The organism is Erythrobacter fulvus (assembly GCF_028595285.1).
GTDB classification, from domain to species: Bacteria; Pseudomonadota; Alphaproteobacteria; order Sphingomonadales; family Sphingomonadaceae; genus Erythrobacter; species Erythrobacter fulvus.
In genome coordinates, this window is sequence record NZ_JAQQXQ010000004.1 from 81,328 (window position 1) to 100,706 (window position 19,379).

At 65.9% G+C, this 19,379-nt stretch carries 21 protein-coding genes; 14 read left to right on the forward strand and 7 right to left on the reverse strand.

Translation table 11 applies throughout. The features are described from left to right. Position 1 precedes the first annotated feature (1 nt). The 4 genes from bchI to OIK40_RS06340 are packed head-to-tail and all read left to right on the forward strand — an operon-like array spanning position 2 to position 3,743. Positions 2 to 1,003, forward strand: a complete 1,002-nt coding sequence (bchI, locus tag OIK40_RS06325) for a magnesium chelatase ATPase subunit I (RefSeq protein WP_273677117.1) — start codon at positions 2 to 4, stop codon at positions 1,001 to 1,003. Next, on the forward strand, positions 1,000 to 2,697 hold the full coding sequence (locus OIK40_RS06330) for a magnesium chelatase subunit D (protein WP_273677119.1): 1,698 nt from the start codon (positions 1,000 to 1,002) through the stop codon (positions 2,695 to 2,697). Before bchI ends, OIK40_RS06330 begins: the two co-directional genes overlap by 4 nt. Beyond that, positions 2,694 to 3,566 carry an alpha/beta fold hydrolase BchO gene (gene bchO, locus OIK40_RS06335; protein ID WP_273677120.1) on the forward strand — a complete coding sequence of 291 codons (873 nt, stop codon included), beginning with the start codon at positions 2,694 to 2,696 and terminating at the stop codon, positions 3,564 to 3,566. Before OIK40_RS06330 ends, bchO begins: the two co-directional genes overlap by 4 nt. Positions 3,567 to 3,575: 9 nt before the next feature. Then, positions 3,576 to 3,743 (forward strand): hypothetical protein, encoded by a 168-nt coding sequence (locus OIK40_RS06340; RefSeq protein WP_273677121.1) that lies wholly within the window; start codon positions 3,576 to 3,578, stop codon positions 3,741 to 3,743. A 2-nt stretch (positions 3,744 to 3,745) separates the two neighbouring features. Here the strand turns inward: OIK40_RS06340 and OIK40_RS06345 are convergent, their stop codons facing one another. From OIK40_RS06345 to OIK40_RS06355, 3 genes are read right to left on the reverse strand one after another with little or no spacing between them, the layout of a single operon-like run. Further along, on the reverse strand, positions 3,746 to 4,126 hold the full coding sequence (locus OIK40_RS06345; protein WP_273677123.1) for a copper resistance protein CopC: 381 nt from the start codon (positions 4,124 to 4,126) through the stop codon (positions 3,746 to 3,748). 20 nt (positions 4,127 to 4,146) lie between these two features. Next, positions 4,147 to 5,085, reverse strand: a complete 939-nt coding sequence (locus tag OIK40_RS06350) for a copper resistance protein B (RefSeq protein WP_273677419.1) — start codon at positions 5,083 to 5,085, stop codon at positions 4,147 to 4,149. Between the two features lie 2 nt (positions 5,086 to 5,087). Further along, positions 5,088 to 6,836, reverse strand: a complete 1,749-nt coding sequence (locus tag OIK40_RS06355) for a copper resistance system multicopper oxidase (RefSeq protein ID WP_273677125.1) — start codon at positions 6,834 to 6,836, stop codon at positions 5,088 to 5,090. Positions 6,837 to 6,958: 122 nt separating this feature from the next. Here OIK40_RS06355 and OIK40_RS06360 point away from each other — a divergent pair, with 122 nt between their 5' ends. Then, positions 6,959 to 7,231, forward strand: coding sequence for a metal-sensitive transcriptional regulator (locus OIK40_RS06360; protein ID WP_273677127.1), 273 nt, complete (start codon positions 6,959 to 6,961; stop codon positions 7,229 to 7,231). Positions 7,232 to 7,260: 29 nt separating this feature from the next. On the opposite strand, the gene OIK40_RS06365 is transcribed toward OIK40_RS06360, so the two are convergent. Together OIK40_RS06365 and crtD are read right to left on the reverse strand one after the other, a co-directional pair. Continuing rightward, entirely contained in the window at positions 7,261 to 8,166 is a 906-nt protein-coding gene (locus OIK40_RS06365) for a carotenoid 1,2-hydratase family protein (protein WP_510167388.1), read from the reverse strand. Then, entirely contained in the window at positions 8,100 to 9,662 is a 1,563-nt protein-coding gene (gene crtD / locus OIK40_RS06370; RefSeq protein ID WP_273677129.1) for a 1-hydroxycarotenoid 3,4-desaturase CrtD, read from the reverse strand. Before crtD ends, OIK40_RS06365 begins: the two co-directional genes overlap by 67 nt. A gap of 94 nt (positions 9,663 to 9,756) precedes the next feature. Between crtD and OIK40_RS06375 the strand changes: the two genes are divergently transcribed. From OIK40_RS06375 to pufM, 9 genes are all read left to right on the forward strand, one after another. Next, positions 9,757 to 10,881, forward strand: a complete 1,125-nt coding sequence (locus OIK40_RS06375; RefSeq protein WP_273677131.1) for a methyltransferase — start codon at positions 9,757 to 9,759, stop codon at positions 10,879 to 10,881. 127 nt (positions 10,882 to 11,008) lie between these two features. Then, a complete protein-coding gene (gene bchC, locus OIK40_RS06380) occupies positions 11,009 to 11,956 on the forward strand; it encodes a chlorophyll synthesis pathway protein BchC (RefSeq protein ID WP_273677132.1) in 948 nt (315 codons plus the stop codon). Then, positions 11,957 to 12,961: a chlorophyllide a reductase iron protein subunit X gene (locus OIK40_RS06385; protein ID WP_273677134.1), complete on the forward strand. Its 1,005-nt coding sequence runs from the start codon at positions 11,957 to 11,959 to the stop codon at positions 12,959 to 12,961. A gap of 5 nt (positions 12,962 to 12,966) precedes the next feature. Beyond that, a complete protein-coding gene (bchY, locus tag OIK40_RS06390; protein ID WP_273677136.1) occupies positions 12,967 to 14,523 on the forward strand; it encodes a chlorophyllide a reductase subunit Y in 1,557 nt (518 codons plus the stop codon). Further along, positions 14,520 to 15,965, forward strand: a complete 1,446-nt coding sequence (gene bchZ / locus OIK40_RS06395) for a chlorophyllide a reductase subunit Z (RefSeq protein ID WP_273677138.1) — start codon at positions 14,520 to 14,522, stop codon at positions 15,963 to 15,965. Before bchY ends, bchZ begins: the two co-directional genes overlap by 4 nt. Positions 15,966 to 16,133: 168 nt before the next feature. Further along, a complete protein-coding gene (gene pufB, locus OIK40_RS06400; protein WP_086616665.1) occupies positions 16,134 to 16,274 on the forward strand; it encodes a light-harvesting antenna LH1, beta subunit in 141 nt (46 codons plus the stop codon). Positions 16,275 to 16,350: 76 nt separating this feature from the next. Next, positions 16,351 to 16,545 carry a light-harvesting antenna LH1, alpha subunit gene (gene pufA, locus OIK40_RS06405; protein WP_273677142.1) on the forward strand — a complete coding sequence of 65 codons (195 nt, stop codon included), beginning with the start codon at positions 16,351 to 16,353 and terminating at the stop codon, positions 16,543 to 16,545. A gap of 98 nt (positions 16,546 to 16,643) precedes the next feature. Then, on the forward strand, positions 16,644 to 17,468 hold the full coding sequence (gene pufL / locus OIK40_RS06410) for a photosynthetic reaction center subunit L (protein ID WP_273677144.1): 825 nt from the start codon (positions 16,644 to 16,646) through the stop codon (positions 17,466 to 17,468). 14 nt (positions 17,469 to 17,482) lie between these two features. Further along, a complete protein-coding gene (pufM, locus tag OIK40_RS06415; protein ID WP_273677146.1) occupies positions 17,483 to 18,454 on the forward strand; it encodes a photosynthetic reaction center subunit M in 972 nt (323 codons plus the stop codon). 131 nt (positions 18,455 to 18,585) lie between these two features. Here the strand turns inward: pufM and OIK40_RS06420 are convergent, their stop codons facing one another. Beyond that, positions 18,586 to 18,852, reverse strand: coding sequence for a hypothetical protein (locus tag OIK40_RS06420; RefSeq protein WP_273677148.1), 267 nt, complete (start codon positions 18,850 to 18,852; stop codon positions 18,586 to 18,588). Between the two features lie 36 nt (positions 18,853 to 18,888). After that, positions 18,889 to 19,371: a TspO/MBR family protein gene (locus OIK40_RS06425; protein ID WP_273677149.1), complete on the reverse strand. Its 483-nt coding sequence runs from the start codon at positions 19,369 to 19,371 to the stop codon at positions 18,889 to 18,891. Positions 19,372 to 19,379: the final 8 nt, after the last annotated feature.

The following is a 19,379-nucleotide window of genomic DNA, read 5'->3' on the forward strand; positions in this document are numbered from 1 at the left end:
TATGGCACGCTTCCCATTTTCCGCGATCGTCGGTCAGGACGAAATGAAACAGGCGCTGCTGATCGCGGCGGTAGATCCTTCGGTTGGCGGGGTGATGGTGTTCGGCGATCGCGGCACGGGCAAGAGCACCGCTGCACGCGCGCTCGCCGGGCTGCTGCCGCCGATCATGGCGGCGCAAGGCTGCCCCTATGGCGCCTCGAAAGAGGATCAGGCGCGCTATCCCGATATTTGCGGCAGCGGCAAGATGGTGAAGCGCCCCGTGCCCTTCGTCGACATGCCGCTGGGCGCGACCGAGGACCGGGTGATCGGCAGCCTCGACCTCGAACGCGCGCTGCGATCGGGCGAAAAGGCGTTCGAGCCGGGCCTGCTGGCCAAGGCGCACCGCGGGTTCCTCTATATCGACGAGATCAACCTGCTGGAGGATCATCTGGTCGATCTGCTGCTCGATGTCGCCGCATCGGGCGAGAACGTGGTCGAGCGCGAGGGGCTTTCGGTCCGCCATCCGGCAAAATTCGTGCTGATCGGCAGCGGCAACCCCGAAGAAGGCGAATTGCGCCCGCAGCTGCTCGACCGCTTCGGCCTGTCGGTGGAAGTGCGCACGCCCAAGGATATCGAGGTGCGGATAGAGATCATGCGCCTCGTCGCCGCGAACGAGGCCGACCCGCAAGCTTTTGCCGAGCGCTGGGCGGGCGAGGACGAAAAGACCCTGAAGAAGATCGCCCGTGGCAAGGCGCGCCTGCCCAAACTGGAACCGGGCGAGGATGTGCTGCGCGATGCTGCCAACCTGTGCCTTGCCGTGGGCGCGGACGGGCTGCGCGGCGAGCTCACCCTGATGCGCGCAGCGCGTGCGCTGGCGGCGCTGGAGGGCGCAAAGACTGTCACCCGCAAGCATCTGATCGTGATCGCGCCTTCCGCGCTGCGCCATCGCCTGCGCCGCGACGTGCTCGACGAAACCGGCTCGACCGCGCGCATCACCCGCGCGATCGACGAATTGTTCGGATGACCGAGGCACCAGCCGCCGACCCGCTGGATGATGCGGTGCGCGCGGCCCGCCTGTTAATTCTTGCACCGAAGCTGTTCGGCGGGCTGGTGCTGCGCGGCAGCAGCCCCGCGCGCGAAGCGCTGGTGGCCGCACTGGGGCAGGCCATCGCGCTGCGCCGGATGCCCGGCCATGTCGATGACGAACGCCTGCTGGGCGGCATCGATCTTGCCGGCAGCCTCGCCGCCGGAAAGCCGGTGCGCCAGAGCGGGTTGATCGAGGAAGCGCAGGGCGGCGCGCTGATCGCAGGGATGGCCGAACGGATGGACAGCGGCATCGCCGGACGGCTGGCACAGGCCCTCGACGATGGTGCGGCGGCGTTGGTGCTGCTCGACGATGCGGTGGAGCCCGACGAAGCCCCGCCCGCCAGCCTGATGGAGCGCCTTGCCTTCGCCTGCGACCTGTCGGCCTCGCGCCGCTGGCAGGGGGTGGAACTCGCGCCCGCCGCCGGAAGCCTTGGCCGTGTCGCGCCGCTTGGCGACGATGCCCTGAAAGCTCTCGCCGCGACTGCCGCGATGCTGGGGGTGGAAAGCCTGCGCGCGCTGATCTTTGCCGGAGAGGCCGCGCGCGGTCTGGCGGCGCTGGAAGGGCGCGATCACGTGATCGAGGCCGATCTTTCGGGCGCGGTGCGGCTGGTGCTCGCCCCGCGCGCCACCCGCCTGCCGCCGCAGGAAGCGGAGGAACCGGCCCCGGAAGATCAGGAAGAGCCGCCCCCGCCCCCCGATAGCGAACAGGACAAGAGCGAGGATAGCGAGCAGCAGCAGCCCGAACCCGACCTCTCCGAAATCCTTGTCGAGGCGGCCAAGGCGGCGATCCCCGCCGATCTTCTGGCGCAGCTCGCACAGGGCAAGGCGCCGCGCCGGTCGTCGAGCAGCGGCACAGGCCAGAAGCGCAAAGCCGCGACCCGCGGCAAGCCCCTGGGTGCACGCCCGGGCATGCCGCGCGGCGGGGCGAAGCTGGCACTGATCGATAGCTTGCGCGCCGCCGTGCCGTGGCAACAGGTGCGCCGCCGCGAAGCAAACGCTGACGCCGACGCGCCGATCCTGATGCGCAAGGAAGACCTGCGCATCCGCCGGTTCGAGGAACGCGCGGCGCGGGTGACGATCTTCGCGGTCGATGCCAGCGGATCAGCCGCGGCGGCGCGACTGGCCGAGGCCAAGGGCGCTGTCGAGCTGATGCTGGCGCAGGCCTATGTCACCCGCAGCGAAGTCGCGCTGGTGGCATTCCGGGGCGAGACCGCCGAACTGCTGCTGCCGCCGACCCGCTCGCTCACCCGCGCGCGCCGCAGCCTTGCCGAACTTCCCGGCGGCGGTGGCACGCCGCTGGCCATGGGCCTCAACACCGCGCGCGAAGTGGCCGAAGCCGTGATCGCGCGCGGGCGCAGTGCGGCGCTGGTGATCCTCACCGACGGGCGCGCCAATATCGCCGCCGATGGCTCTCCCGGCCGCGCGCAGGCGAAAGAGGATGCCGAAGCCGCTGCCAAAGCGATTTACGCGCGCGGGATCGATTCGCTGGTGGTCGATATCTCGGCACGCCCCGGCCCGGAAGGCGCGGCGCTCGCCAATGCGATGGGCGGGCGCTTCCTCGCCCTGCCCCGCGCCGATGCACGGATGTTGCAGGCCGCGATCAACGCCGCGCAACCTGCCATCGCCGCATGAGCGCGCTCGACTGGAACCGCGAGGGGCTGATCTGGCCTCACCGCGAGGCGAGCGATTTCGTGCAGGTCGGCAAGGCGCGCTGGCATGTGCAGCGCATGGGTTCCGGCCCGCCCTTGCTGCTGCTCCACGGCACAGGCGCATCGGTCCATTCATGGCGCGGGCTGATGCCGCTGCTGGCGCAGACCCACACCGTGATCGCCCCCGATCTGCCGCGCCATGCCTTCACCCGCGGGCATGATGCCTATGCCATGAGCCTGCCCGCAATGGCCAGCGAGGTCGCCGCGCTGATGAAGGCGCTGGACGTCGAACCCGCCGCGATCATCGGGCATTCGGCAGGCGCGGCGGTGGCGCTGCAACTGGCGCTCGATCACGGTTACGCGGGGCCGATCGTGGGGCTGAACGCGGCGCTGCGCCCCTTCCCCGGCGCGATGGCGCAAATCTTTCCCGCGGTCGCCAAGACGCTGTTCGCCAACCCGCTGGTGCCGCGCATCTTCACCGGCAGCATCGACCTTGTCGGGGGCGCGGGGCGGTTCCTGTGGCGTTCGACCCATTCGCGGATCGATGCCGAAGGGCTTGCCTGTTACCGCACGCTGCTGAAACATCCCGGCCATGCGGGCGGCGCGCTGGCGATGATGGCGAACTGGGATCTGCCCGCCCTGCGCACGCGAATGGGCAACGTAGCCAATCCGGTGCTGCTGGTGCACGGCGGCAATGATCCGGCGATCCCGCCCGACTGGGCGCGCGACGCCCACGGCTGGCTGCCCGATGCCCGACTTGAAGTGCTGCCCGGTCTCGGCCATCTTGCGCACGAGGAAGCGCCCGAACAGGCCGCCGCGCTGATCGCCGCCTTCCTCGCGCAGCAGCGATAGGAGCGCGCCATGGACAGCGAGAGTTTCGGCTGGATCGAGCTGGTGTTCTTCTACGGCCTCGCGATCGGTTTCGGCGTGTGGCAGTGGGTCTCGATGGACCGCAAGCTCAAGAAAACCCGCGCCGAACGCGAGGCGAAGGAAGCGGCCGAGCGGGACGGCGATCCGCCTGCCGTCTAGGCTTAGATAACCTCGAAACCGACCATGCCGCTCATCGCGTGGCCATCGCCCGCGGCGGCCTGCCAGCGCACTTCATAAGTGCCCTTGGGCAGGGGTTTGCGCAGCGCCAGCGTCAGCGTCTTGCCGTCGTCCGACCAGCTGGCGGTGAAATTGCGGATCACCATCTCGCCATGATCGGCCATGCCGGGCATCGCGGTCATCACGATGCTGACAGCGGCGGTCGCCGGATCGACCGGCTGGCTGAACGTCAGGGTGACGGCCTTGGGAGCCTTGGCCTCGCTGCCCGTTGCGGGGGTGGAGGCCGTCAGCGCGACATGGGCCGAAAGCGCCGCCGGGGCGAGCGCGGACAGGGCAAGCGCGGCGAAAAAGGCAGGGATTCGCATGGGAGGTGTCCTTCGTCTTGTCAGAACCAGAAACGGATGCCCGCCACAAAGCTGGTGACGGAAGGGTCTTCGCCGCGGGCGCGGGCAAAATCGGCGCTGCGGCCGGTGCGCCATGATTGTTCGATGCCGATATAGGGCGCAAATTCGCGGATGAATTCATACCGCAGCCGCGCGCCGACTTCGATGCTGTCGAGCCCCGCGCCGATGCCCAGCAGCGGAATGTCCTGCGCCGAAAGGTTGGCCTCGATGCGCGGCTGGAGGATCAGGCGCTGGGTGATCCGCTGGTCGATCTCGCCCTCGATCCGCGCGGTCACATCGCCGCGGGTGCTGAGGAACAGCGCAGCATCCACCTCGAACATGTAGGGCGCAAGCCCCTGCACGCCGATCACGGCATGGGTGGTGTCCGGCCCGCCGATGTCGTGGCGGATACCCGCCTGCACGTCCCAGAAGGGCATGATCGCTTTCGCATAGAGCGCCTGCACCTCGGCATCATCGGGGTTATCGCCGAACGCGCCCTCCCCCTCGCTCTTGAACCACAACCGTTTGGTGGGGCCGCCGTAATAGCCCTGGATGTCCCACAGATAGATGTCCGCGCCGTTGCGCAGCTGCGCTTCCATCCGGTCGCCCTGAAACCAGAACACGGGAAAATCGCCGTGGGTCTTGCGCAGCTCCTCGCGCGAGGCGGCCATTGCCTCGGCGCCCCAGATCGCATCGGCGGCACGCGGAGGCCCGCTGCCGGCGGCGGCAGGCGGCGGGGTTTCCATGGTCGGGCCGGGAGAGACGGGCTTTTCCATCGCGCCCATGTCATGGCCGGCGTGGGGATCGGGTTCCTGCGTGCCCATGTCATGGCCCGCATGCCGGTCTTGCTGCGGCTCGGGTTCCTGCGCAGGCATTGCATGGTGCTGGTGCTGCGCGAGCGCAGGGGTCGCCAGCGTTGCGGCCAGTGCGGCGATCAGCATCCTCACTGCCCGCTCTCCGGCCCCATCACCGTCACGGTCTGCATCATCCCGCCGTGCATGTGGTAAAGCAGGTGGCAGTGAAACGCCCAGTCGCCCGGCTCGTTCGCGGTGAGATCGAACTGCGCGCTCGCCCCCGGCTGCACGATCACCACGTTCTTGCGCGGCTGGTGAGCGGCGCCCTCGCCATTGACCAGTTCGAAGAACATGCCGTGCAGGTGGATCGGGTGCGCCATCATGGTGTTGTTGACGAGCTTCACCCGCACCCGTTCGTTCCAGGCGAAACGGATCGGCACGTCGCTGACGGCGGAATACATCTGCCCGTCGAACGACCACATGTAGCGTTCCATATTGCCCGTCAGATGCAGCTCCAGCAGGCGCGAAGGCACGCGGGTGTCACGGTTCTGCTCCAGCGCGGACAGCATGCGGTAATTGAGCACGCGGTGATCGACATCGCGCAGCCCGAGCCCGGGATCGCCCATCTTGTCGACCGGAGCCATGGAGACCATGTCGATCCCCGGTCCAACCTTCACATCGGGCGGAAGCAGCAGCGTGTCGCGCATGCTCATCCCGTCCATCGAATGGCCGCCGCCCATGTCGCCGCCCATGTCTCCATGGTTCATCCCCATGTCGCCCATGTCGAGCAGCGGGGGCTTTCGCGGCGGCGGGATCGCGGCGCGCGCGCCGGGGCGGCTCGCCAGCGTGGCCAGCGCCATGCCGGAACGGTCCATGCTTTCCGCGACAATGGTATAGGCATCTGCGGTAGGCGCGATGATCACATCGTAGATTTCCGCCGTGCCGATCTGGAATTCATCCACCTCGACCGGTTTCACGTTCTGGCCGTCGGCTGCGATTACCGTCATCGGCAGGCCGGGGATGCGCAGGTTGAAGAAGGTCATCGCCGAACCGTTGATGACCCGCAGGCGCACCCGTTCGCCGGGGGTGAAGAGGTATTCCAGCCCCTCCTTCGGCCCGCGTCCGTTCGCGAGATAGGTATAAGTAGACCCCGTCACATCGGCGATGTCTGTCGCCGGCATGCGCATTTCGGCCCACATCCGGCGGTCCTCGGCAGACAGCGGGTATTCGTCGGTCCAGCTGGTCCGCTGGTAGTTGAAATAGCCTTCGCCCTTGCGCAGCCGGTCCATGATGAAATGGGGATGGTGCGGTGTGAACTCGCTCAACAGCAGGATATAGTCGCGATCATATTCCGCCGGCTCGTCCCCCGCCGGATCGATGATCAGCGGGCCGTAATGCCCCTGCTGTTCCTGAAGGCCCGAATGGGAATGATACCAATAGGTGCCCGCCTGACGGATCGGGAATTCGTAGCTGAAGGTCTGCCCCGGCTTGATCCCCGGAAAGCTGATGCCCGGCACCCCGTCCATGTGGAACGGCAGCAGCAGCCCGTGCCAGTGGATCGAGGTATCCTCGTCCAGATGGTTGGTGACGTTGAGGCGGACATTCTGGCCTTCCTTCAGGCGGATCAGCGGCCCCGGCACCGATCCGTTGACGGCAATGCCGTGGCCCTTGCGCCCCTGCACCATGCGCGGGCCGGCGCCGACCGACAGATCGATCACCTCGCCCGAAACCTCGTCGAAGCCGACACGGATCGGCGCTCCGCCGCGGGTGCGGTGGAGGCTGTGCCCCTGCGCCCACAAAGGCGTCGCCGTGCCCGCAGCCAACGCGGCAGCCCCCGTCAACAGGCTGCGACGCGACAGGTTCTGGATCAGCGGTCGGGAGAAATCGGGATCGGTCACGGCCTCTCAATAGATACCCCCCTGATGTATTGCAACGGCGCAGCCGCACGGGCCCGGCGGAGGCTTGCGATTCGCATAATGCCCGCTAGACACGGGTCGGACCGATGACAGGAGGCGGAGGCATGAACGAGCGGACCAAAGCCAAGGTGCAGCGCCTCAACCGCATTGCGGGGCAGGTGCGCGGGGTCGCGCAGATGATCGAGGATGATCGCTACTGCATCGATATCCTGCACCAGATCTCCGCGATCCGCGCGGCGCTTGCCAAGGTGGAAAGCCAGGTGCTCAAGGATCATGCCGCTTGCTGCGTGGCCGAAGCGATCGCCAGCGGCGACGAGAGCGAGCAGCGCACCAAGTTCGAGGAACTGGTCGATCTGCTGGAGCGCAACCGCAAATAGGGTGAAACCGGGGCCTCACCCGTCGCCGGCTATCGCTTTCGCCGCGGCATCCGGTAGGGCAGCATGAACTGCACGATCGGCGACGAGAACCGGCGCATGTCGAGGCTTTCCTGCACCGCCACCACCTCTTCCCCCGCAAAGCGCGAGGCGAGTTCGCTGCGGGCATAGAACGGGGTGTCCTCCCACGTCCGGCGCACCTCGGCCACGCCGATGTCGGAACGGGTGCGCCGCGCGATGCGCCATTTGCTCGGTTCCAGATGCGCAATGGGCGGCAGGTCGACCGGCTCGGGCACGCCGTGGCGATCAAACCGCAGCGCGCTGGCGAACAGCGATCCGTCGCCGCGCTCGCCCTCGTAACACACCAGCGCGCCCTCCTTCAGATGCGCGCGCGACCAGTGCCACACGTCGAAGCCGGTCTCCAGCGGCTCGGCTCCGCGATTGTGATCGAGATAGCCCTTGCCGCTCCACCTGAGGCCGGGCGAGGTCATCTCCACCTCGATCCGCGCGCGCGGGGCAAGGCAGTGCCAGATGTGGTTTTCTTGCGCGTCGAGCGCGAAGGCGGCACGGTTGAGCACCTCGGGCAGCACCCGCACCTTGCCGATCACCGGTCGCTGCCACGGCACGAACAGGCGGGTGTCGCCTTCGTGGATATCGATGGTGAGCGCCCCGTCTTCCCAACGCACGGAGCTGGGCCCGATCACGAGGTTCGACGCATCGCGCTCCAGAGCGCCGCTCCCGCGCTCGGTCATCGCCCAACGTGCCTGCGGGCCGTAAAGCGCGACGTTGAGCGCCACGTGGTTCAGCGGATCACCGCGCCCGCTTTTCTTGTAATAGGGCGAGAATACGCTGCCCAGAAAGGCGATGATCGTCAGCCCGTGCTGCCCGTCGTCGCTGATCGCGTCGACATACCACCAGGAATAGCCGCCGGGCGGGATGTCTTCATCGAAGCAAGGTCCTTCGCGATCACCCGCGCGGCCAGCTGCCCGGACAAGGCTGCCATGGGGACCCCAGCCGCGGGATGGGTCGCCCCGCCCGTGCAGTACAGACCGGGTAGCCGCGTCTTCGGGCCCTGCCGCTGGAAGGAGGCCGCCCAGCCGTGCGACGCTCGCCCATAAAGGGCGCCGCCCGTGGCCGGGAACAGACCCTCCCAGTCCTGCGGGGTCATGAGCCGATGCGGCAAGGGGTCTTCCAGCACGAGGCCGCAGCGCCTCAGCGTGGCCATCATGGCGCGGGTGCATTGCTCTCTCTCCTCAGGGGTATAGGCGTGAACGTCTCCGTTTGCGGGAGCGTTGACGATGATCTGGAGGCGCTCGCGGCCGCTTGGCGGCGGCGCATCGGCAGCCGCACCGCGATCGATGGCGCAGACATAGACGGTGGGTTCGGCCGGGGTCGCACCGGCGGCAATCTCGCGGAACTCGCGCGGGTAATCGGGCGAGAAGAACACGTTGTGATGGGTGAGATCGAAGCCCGACGTTGCGGTGTGCGCGTACCACACCAGCGCCGAAAGCGATCGCTTGGCAGGCGGGATAGCAGGCACTGCTCGCGCCGCATCTCCACCGAAACGCCCGGTGGCGAGCGCCGCCGGATCGCCGTTACAAATCACGATGTCGGCGGCGATCACATCGCCGCTTGCCAGCCGCACGCCGCTTGTCCGGCCATTGGCGGTCAGCACCTCGGCAACGGCCGCGCCGGTGCGTATCCGCGCGCCCTGCCGTTCGGCCAGACCCGCGATCGCCTTTGCCAGCGCATGGATGCCGCCATCGATCAGCCACACGCCCCGCGCCTCCAGATGGGCGATCAGCATCAGCGTGGCGGGCGCGGCGAAGGGTGAGGACCCGCAATAGGTGGCGTAGCGCCCGAATAATTGCCGCAGACGCGGGTCGGTGAAATGCTCGCCCAGCGCGTTCCACATCCCGTCGAACGGGCGCATGGCGAGCATGTCGCCCATCTTCCACAGCCCCATCCGCCACATCATCGGCAGCGGAGTGGAGGCCTTGTCGCCATGCAGGAACGGGTCTTCGAGCACCTCGAAAATGCGCTGCGCCTCTGCTGCAAAGGCACGGTAGCCGCGCGCCGCTTCGGCCCCTGCGAAGGCACCGACGGCATCGGCGCTGGCTTCGGGATCGGCAAACAGATCGAGCGTGCCGCTATCGTCCCACGCATGACGGGCGATGATGTCGGCGCGGCGGGCGGTGATATGATCGTCAAGCCGGGCGTTGCAGGCTGCGAACAGCTCTTCGAACACGCGGCGATAGGTGAAGACGGTCGGCCCGCCGTCGATCTCGGCTCCGTCGACGCTGACGCGCCGCGCCTTGCCGCCGACCCAGGCCTCTTTTTCGAGCACTGTGACGTCGCAGCCGCGCGCCGCCAGCAGCGCCGCGCTGGTCAGCCCGCCGATTCCGGCTCCGATCACGGCGACTCGTGCGCTCACCCGTTCTCCCCGTCGATCCCAGTGACAATATCATTGACCTTGTCACTCCATCTGTCCAATCATTTAGACATATGGACCGTAAAGCATCCCGATTGTGAGCCGTTGGACCGCCCTGCGGACCGCCTGGATCGCCCGCCGCAACCGGGTGTTCGCCAATCCCCGATTCCAGTACTGGGCCGCGCGCCTGCCGCTGATCCGGCTGATTGCACGCAGTCGCGCCGATGCCGCCTTCGATCTGCTGGCAGGCTTCGCCTATTCGCAGGTGCTGCGCGCCTATGTCGAAGGCGGGCTGTTCGAAATCCTAAAAGACGGACCCCTGGATGCCGCCACCATCGCATCGCGTATGGACCTGAGCGAGGATGCGGCGCTGACCCTGCTGCGCGCCGGGCGGGCGCTGATGCTGTCGGAGGAAGCCGGCCCGGACCGCTGGATGCTGGGTGAACAGGGCGCGGTGTTCGCCGCCAATGCGGGGGTGCAGGCGATGATTCGCCACCACCGGCTGCTTTACGCCGATCTCGCCGATCCGATCGCCTTGCTGCGCCGCGACCGCAAGGAGCCGACGGGGCTTTCGCGCTTCTGGACCTATGCCGGCGCGCTCCATGGCGCGACCGAGCGCGGGGCGCAAACGACTGAATATTCGGAATTGATGGCCACATCGCAGCATTTCGTCGCGGACGAAGTGCTGGCATCGGTGGGCTTCCGCGACGTGCGGCGCCTGCTCGATGTGGGCGGCGGGCACGGGGCGTTCCTGACAGCGATCGGCAGCGCTTGGCCGCATCTCCAGCTCGGGTTGTTCGATCTGCCGGAAGTGGTGGAAACGGGCGGCGCAGTGCTGGGCGAGGCGGTCGGCGCCAACCGGATCAGCGTGCATCCGGGCAATTTCTTCAAGGATTCCATACCCGAAGGCTATGACATGGTCTCGCTGATCCGGATCCTGCACGATCATGACGACGAACCCGCGCAAGCGCTGCTGGCCAATATCCGCGCCAGCCTTGCCCCCGGCGCGCGGCTGCTGATTGCCGAACCAATGGCCCGCATCCCCGGCGCCGAGCCCATGGGGGAGGCGTTTTTCGGGCTTTATCTGTGGGCGATGGGTTCGGGCCGCCCGCGCAGCCCGGAAGACATCATCGCAATGCTGGCAAAGGCCGGTTTTGCCAGCGCTCGGCCCGTCGCAACTGCGCAACCGGTCAACGCAAGCGTGATCATTGCACGGGCCTGAGGGAAACTTGTCCAAAAAGTTTGACAGTGTTTGGCGTAAAGCGTAGCAAACAGTCGGGAGAACGTATCAGCGGACTTTTCGAGTCGACGTTTTCGGCCTCGAAAATCCGGGCGGAGAGCGAAAAACGATGAACACCTTGGCTGTCATACTCGAAGCTCCGGAGCGCCTGGCGCTGCGGTCGCTTGAGATGAAGCCGGTCGAACCATCGGATGTGATCGTCGATATCGCCTGGAGCGGAATCAGCACCGGCACCGAGAAACTGCTTTGGACCGGCAAGATGCCGCCCTTCCCCGGCCTCGGTTATCCCCTTGTTCCCGGATATGAATCGGTCGGCCGGATCGTCGATGCGGGCAACGAGGCGCGCGGACGGATCGGCGACTGGGTGTTTGTGCCCGGTGCCAATTGCTACACCGACGCACGCGGCTTGTTCGGCGGCACTGCCCGCCGCGTGATCGTGCCTTCGGCCCGCGCCCTGCCTATCCCTGAACATCTTGGCGATGCGGGCGTGCTCTGCGCGCTGGCAGCCACCGCGCTGCACGCGATCAAGGGTGGTTTCCATCACCGCGACGCGCTGCCCGATCTTATAATCGGCCACGGCGTTCTGGGCCGCCTGCTGGCGCGGCTGACGATTGCGCTGGGTGGCAAGCCGCCGGTGGTGTGGGAAACGAACCCCGCCCGCCGTGCCGGTGCCGAGGGCTACGTCGCAATCGACCCGTCCGAAGACGAGCGCCGCGATTATCACGCGATCTACGATGCCAGCGGCGATGCAAATCTGATCGATACGCTGGTGATGCGGCTGGCAAAGGGCGGAGAGATCGTGCTTGCCGGCTTCTATTCCGAACGGGTCAGCTTCGCTTTCCCGGCGGCCTTCATGAAGGAGGCCCATTTCCGGGTCGCGGCCGAATGGCAGCCCGGCGATATTTCCGAAACCCGTGCGCTGATCGAATGCGGACGGCTTGATCTGAAAGGCCTCGTCACGAACCGCCGTCCGGCGGGTGAAGCGACAGAAGCCTACCCGCAGGCATTCACCGATCCCGATTGTCTCAAGATGGTTCTCGATTGGAGCGATTGCTAAATGTCGATACTCGAAACCCGTACTCTGGAAGACCAGGCCGCCGCGCTGCGCGACGAAGCTTCGCATGAGCCGGATCCGGTTCACACCGGCGAGGTGACCAAGGAAACGCAGATCATCGCCATTTATGGCAAGGGCGGTTCGGGCAAGAGCTTCGCGCTCGCCAACCTTTCCTACATGATGGCCCAGCAGGGCAAGCGCGTGCTGCTGATCGGCTGCGATCCCAAGAGCGACACCACCAGCCTGCTGTTCGGCGGCAAGGCGACCCCTTCGATCATCGAAACGTCGTCCAAGAAGAAACTGGCGGGCGAGGAAGTGCGGATCGAGGACGTGTGCTTCCAGCGCGACGGCGTGTTCGCGATGGAACTGGGCGGCCCCGAAGTCGGCCGCGGCTGTGGCGGACGCGGCATCATCCACGGGTTTGAAACGCTCGAAAAGCTCGGCTTCCACGACTGGGGCTTTGATTACGTCCTGCTCGATTTCCTCGGCGACGTGGTGTGCGGCGGCTTCGGCCTGCCGATTGCGCGCGACATGTGCCAGAAGGTGATCGTGGTCGGATCGAACGACCTGCAATCGCTCTACGTCGCCAATAATGTGTGCCAGGCGGTCGAATATTTCCGCAAGATGGGCGGGAACGTCGGCGTCGCCGGCATGATCGTCAACAAGGACGACGGCACGGGCGAGGCGCATGCCTTCGCCGAAGCGGTCGGCATCCCGGTGCTCACTGCAATTCCCGCGAACGAGGACATCCGTCGCAAGAGCGCGAATTACCAGATCATCGGCATCCCCGGCGGCGAATGGGGCAGCCTGTTCGAAGAGCTGGCAGAAAATGTCGCCACCGCTCCGCCGCTGCGGCCCACGCCGCTCGATCAGGACGGGCTGCTTGGCCTGTTCAGTTCCGATGTGACCGGCGGCAATGTCCAGCTGGTGCCCGCGACGCAGGCCGATATGCGCGGCGGCGTGTTCGAAACGCGCGAAAGCCTCGAAGTGATCTACGACGAGGCATGAGCGCGATGGACGATCTCACCCCCAACGGCGATACGCGCGCCCCGGACCGGATCGATCTTTCCGCTGCTTCCGAAGCCGTGCCTGTCGAAGGCGGCTGCGCCAGCAAGGACACCATGCGCGAGGCTGCGCGCGCGGCCGGCAAGAGCGACATTCTCGATCGCTATGCCGCCGATTATCCGGTCGATCCGCAGGCTGGGCCCCACGATCAACCCCAATCCATGTGCCCCGCGTTCGGGTCACTCCGGGTGGGCCTGAGAATGCGGCGCACCGCGACCGTGCTCTCAGGCTCGGCCTGCTGTGTCTATGGCCTCACCTTCACCTCGCACTTCTACGGCGCGCGGCGGACGGTGGGCTATGTGCCCTTCTCCTCGGAAACGCTCGTCACCGGCAAGCTGTTCGAGGATATCAAGGAAGCCGTCGAAGGCCTCGCCGATCCCGAACTGTATGACGCGATCGTGGTCACCAACCTGTGCGTTCCCACGGCCAGCGGCGTGCCGCTGCGGCTGCTGAAAAAGCAGATCAACGGGGTGCGCATCATCGGCATCGACGTGCCCGGCTTTGGCGTGCCGACCCATGCCGAAGCGAAGGACGTGCTGGCCGGCGCGATGCTCAATTACGCCCGCGAGGAAGTGAAGGCCGGCCCGGTCGCCGCACCGCGCGAACGTTCGGACAAGCCGACCGTGACGTTGCTGGGCGAGATGTTCCCGGCCGATCCAGTGGTGATCGGGCAGATGCTCGCTCCCCTCGGCCTTGCTGCCGGACCGGTGGTGCCGACCCGCGAATGGCGCGAGCTCTACGCCGCGCTCGATTGCGCCGTCGTCGCCGCAATCCATCCCTTCTACACCGCCAGCATCCGCGAATTCGAAGCTGCCGGACGCCCGATTATCGGTTCGGCTCCGGTCGGCGCGGACGGCACGGCGGCCTGGCTGCAATCGCTGGGCGACACGATGGGCCTGCCGCAAGCGCAGGTCGACGGCGTGAAAAATGCCATGATCGGCGCCTGCAAGGGCGCGCTAGAAAAGATGCCGATCAAGGGGCGGATCACCGTCTCGGGCTATGAAGGCTCCGAATTGCTGGTCGCGCGACTGCTGGTCGAAAGCGGAGCGGAAGTGGCTTACGTCGGCACCGCCTGCCCGCGCACCAAGTGGTCCGATGCCGACCGTGAATGGCTCGAAGCGCGCGGCGTGCACGTGCAGTTCCGCGCCAGTCTGGAACAGGATATCGCCGCGGTCGAGGAATACCGCCCCGACCTCGCGATCGGCACCACCCCGGTGGTGCAGCACGCCAAGTCCAGGGCGATCCCGTCGCTCTACTTCACCAACCTCATCTCGGCGCGTCCGCTGATGGGTCCGGCGGGCGCAGGCAGCCTCGCCACGGTGATCAACGCGGCGATGGCGAACAAGACCCGCTTCGATGCGATGCGCGACTTCTTCGAAGGCGTCGGCACCGAACACGCGGCGGGCGTGTGGGAAGACATGCCGGTCGACCGGCCCAAGTTCCGCAAGAAATACGCCGCCCTCAACGAGGCCGCGCGCAAGGCATCGGAGGCGATCGGCACATGACGCTCGTCCTCGATCACGATCGCGCCGGCGGCTACTGGGGCGCCACTTACGTCTTCACCGCGGTGAAGGGCCTGCAGGTTATCATCGACGGTCCCGTCGGCTGCGAGAATCTGCCCGTCACCTCGGTGCTGCATTACACCGATGCCCTGCCCCCGCACGAACTGCCGATCGTCGTGACCGGCCTTGCGGAAGAAGAGCTTGGCAAGACCGGCACCGAAGGCGCGATGAAGCGCGCTTGGCAGACGCTGGATGCGGAACTGCCCTGCGTCGTCGTCACCGGATCGATCGCCGAGATGATCGGCGGCGGGGTGACGCCCGAAGGCACCAATATCAAGCGCTTCCTGCCGCGCACCATCGACGAGGATCAGTGGCAAAGCGCCGACCGCGCGCTGACCTGGCTGTGGACCGAATTCGGCCCCAAGAAGATGCCCGCCAAGCGCGAGCGTAAGGAAGGCGAAAAGCCGGTCGTCAACATCATTGGCCCGGCTTACGGCATGTTCAACATGCCATCCGACCTCGCCGAGATACGGCGGCTGGTCGAAGGCATCGGCGCTGAAGTGGGGATGGTGTTCCCGCTCGGTAGCCATCTGGCCGACATCCGCGACCTCGCCACCAGCGACGCCAATGTCTGCATGTACCGCGAATATGGCCGCAACCTGTGCGAAACGCTCGAACGGCCCTATTTCCAGGCCCCGGTAGGTCTGTCGCAGACCACCAAGTTCCTGCGCGCTCTCGGGGCCGAGCTCGGTCTCGACCCCGAGCCTTTCATCGAGCGCGAGAAGCACACCACGATCAAGCCGCTATGGGACCTGTGGCGTTCGGTCACACAGGACTTCTTCGGCACGGCCAGCTTCGGCATCGTCGCCAACGAAACCTATGCGCGCGGCATCCGTCACTTCCTTGAAGACGACATGGGCCTGCCCTGCGCCTTCGCGTTCTCGCGCTGTGCGGGCGTGAAACCCAAGAACGACGAGGTGCGCGCGGCAATCCACGCCAACCCGCCGCTGGTGATGTTCGGCAGCTATAACGAACGCATGTACATGGCCGAATGCGGCGCGCGCGGCATGTATATCCCGGCGAGCTTCCCCGGCGCGGCGATCCGCCGCCACACGGGCACGCCCTTCATGGGCTATTCGGGTGCGACCTATCTGGTTCAGGAAGTGTGCAATGCGCTGTTCGATGCGCTGTTCCACATCCTTCCGCTCAGCACCGAGATGGACAAGGTCGACAAGACCCCGGCCCGCAATCTGACCGAATTGACCTGGGACAACGACGCCAAGGCGCGGCTGGATAGCATGGTCGAAGCCCAGCCGGTGCTGATCCGCATTTCCGCTGCCAAGCGGCTGCGCGATGCGGCGGAACGGACCGCGCGCCAGCGCGGCGAAGCGATCGTCACGGCAGACTGCCTCGAAGAGGCGCTGCTGGAAGGGGCGGGAGCATGATGACGATGCGCCGCCATAACCCTTTGTCGCCTGTGCGGTTCATCACCGCTCAGGCGCAAGCCCATGCCCCCTTCCGGGGGGCTCTCCAATCCACGTGGGGGATCACGCGGGGATGCCGACGGGGGCCTTCGGGCTCTCATTCTCACCCAACTGAACGGAGACAACCCGATGAACGAACGTATCGGAACTCACCTGACGCCTGAAGAGGCCCAGGAAATCCACAAGGGCTTCATGGGGACCTTTGTCCTTTATGTTGCGATCGCTCTGGTCGCTCATGCCCTGATGTGGGCCTACAAGCCCTGGCTCTAATTCCGTGATGAAAACGCGCATCCTGCACGGTGCAGGCGGCGCCAATCTCTGAACGGTTCAAGGAAGGAATTTTCCCATGTGGAGAATCTGGTTCTATTTTGACATTCGCCGCGCTCTTGTGGCCCTGCATGTGGGTCTCGCTGTGCTGGCTTTCACCATCCACTTCATCCTGCTCAGCACGGATCGTTACAACTGGCTCGAGCGCGCTCCTGGCGCACCCGCGCCGGCGCAGGCTGCTATCGAATCGTCGGAAGCTCCGGCGGCGGGATAGTCCTGCTCGAAATGTGAGGGGGCAGGTTCGCCTGCCTGCCTCCTAACACTTGTCGAAAAACCACTAGCACCCGCCCTTGTGGCGGGGAGGATGGACCTATGGCGCTCCTTAGTTTCGAGCGGAAGTACCGCGTACGCGGTGGCACATTAATCGGCGGCGACCTTTTCGACTTCTGGGTCGGGCCGTTTTATGTCGGATTCTTCGGGGTGACGACGGCAATCAGTGCGCTGCTTGGCACCGCGCTGATTTTCGCTGCAGCGACCCAGGGTCCGACCCTCAACCCCTGGCTTATCTCGATCAATCCACCGCCGATCGAGTACGGCCTTGCCTTTGCTCCCCTGCAAGAGGGGGGATACTGGCAGATCATTACCGCCTGTGCGGTCGTGGCCTTCTCGTCGTGGGTACTCCGCCAGGCGGAAATCTCGCGCAAGCTGGGCATGAGCTATCACGTCCCGATCGCTTTCAGCGTCGCCGTGTTCGCCTATGTCACGCTCAACGTCATCCGGCCGTTCTGGATGGGCGCCTGGGGCAACGGTTTCCCATACGGGATCTGGACCCACCTCGAATGGGTTTCCAACGTCGGCTACGCCTTCGGCAACTTCCACTACAACCCCGTGCACATGCTCGCGATCACGTTCTTCTTCACGAACTGTCTCGCGCTCGCGCTGCATGGCGGCTTGGTGCTGTCGGCGGTCAACCCGACCGGCGGAACCGACGTGAAGACGCCGGAATATGAAGACACCTATTTCCGTGACTTCATCGGCTATTCGGTCGGCACGCTCGGCATCCACCGGGTGGGGCTCTTCCTTGCGCTCAACGCAGGGTTCTGGAGCGCCATCTGCATCGTCATTTCCGGCACTCTGTATGTCGGCAGCTGGATCGAATTCTGGGATTTCTGGAAGAAGATCCCGATCTGGTCGTAAGGAGCACCTGAACCATGGCGACATATCAAAACATCTTCACGCAGGTGCAAGTCCAGGGGCCACCCGAAATGGGAGTCCCGCACCTTGACGGAAGCGAGGGCCGGCTCAACCTTACCGGGCACAACTACTGGCTCGGCAAGATTGGGCAGGCGCAGATCGGGCCGATCTATCTCGGCTTGCTCGGAACGATCTCGCTGACCTTCGGGGCGGCGGCGATCATGATCATCGGCCTCAACTTCTGGGCGCAAGCCGGCTGGAGCCCGCAGACTTTCATGCGCGAGTTCTTCTGGCTTTCGCTCAACCCTCCGGGCCCGGAATACGGGTTCAGCCCGTTCGTACCGCTGGACAAGGGCGGCTGGTTCATCATGGCCGGCGCGTTCCTGACCATCGCGGTGCTGACCTGGTGGGCCCGCACCTATTACCGGGCAAAGGCGCTGGGCATGGGGATGCATATTCCCTGGGCCTTCGCTTCAGCCATCTGGCTGTTCCTGGTGCTGGGCTTCATCCGTCCGATGCTGCTGGGCGACTGGTCGCAGGCGGTGCCTTACGGTATCTTCAGCCACCTCGACTGGACGAACAATTTCTCGCTGCTTTACGGGAACCTGTTCTACAACCCGTTCCACGCGCTCTCGATCGTCTTCCTTTACGGGTCGGCGCTGCTGTTCGCGATGCACGGGGCGACCATCCTTGCGCTCGGCCGCTATGGCGGTGAACGCGAGATCGAGCAGATCACCGATCGCGGGACGGCAGCCGAACGCGGCGCGCTGTTCTGGCGCTGGGTGATGGGCTTCAACGCCAGCTTCGAATCGATCCACCGCTGGGCCTGGTGGTTTGCAGTGCTGACCACGCTGACCGGCGGGATCGGCATCCTGCTGACGGGCACCGTGGTAGATAACTGGTATCTGTGGGCGCAGGAACATCACTACGCTCCGGAAACGATCAACTACGATCCGAGCGGCGCGGCAGGAGCTGCTGCCGGCCAGTAATCACGGGGGTGCCGGGCCGACAAAGCCCGGCAGTTCCGAACGAAAAAGAGAAAACCCGGTCTGGCCCATGGCCCGGCCGGGTTTTCATTTGTCAGGTTGCCGGCTAACCGGCAGCGCGCGGCGTTCAGGGATCAGTCCTGCGACGGGGCTTTCATCCGGCCCGCCAGATCGAGCAGGTGCAAGGGCAGCGACAGGGCGAGCGGCAGTGCGATCCACCACCACTCCGCCCCGGTCAGGGCGGCGCGCAGACCCAGCACGATCAGCGCCGCCGGGCCGAGCAGCCCCGCCACCGCGCTGAAGCGCCAGCCGCGGCCGAACCGCAGCCACAGCGCCTCGATGGACAGCACACCCAGGATGATGTCGGCAGCATGACCGGAAGCGAAGAGCGATTCCATCATCGGTACGCCCTCCTCTCCTCGCCCGCCGCTGCGGCCTCAGCCGAACGGGGCGTTGAGATCGACCACCGCCCAGTTGAGCGCGCCGGCAAAGCTTACCCACGCAAGGTAAGGCACCAGCAGCGCGGCGGCGGTGCGCGAAAAGCGCCCGCAAAAGATGATCAACGCGATGATCGAAAGCCACAGCAACGTCAGTTCGATGAAGGCCCAGTCAGGCCGCTGCATGCGGAAGAAGATCAGGCTCCAGGTGATGTTGAGAAATCCGTTCAAGGCGAACAGCCCGATCACCCATTCCGCCGCCACCGATGTCGGGGCGGCGCGCCATGCGGTGATCGCCGAAATGGTGATCAGAGCATAGATCAGCGTCCAGCCCATCGGGAACATCACGTCGGGCGGGTTCCAGCCAGGCTTGGCCAAGGCCTGATACCACGGGCCGAGGTCGGTAATCGTCGCCCCCAGCGCCGCCACACACAGCGCCGCCACCGTGGCGACCGTCACCGGCAAGATCATGATCCGCTTCATACGCGAAC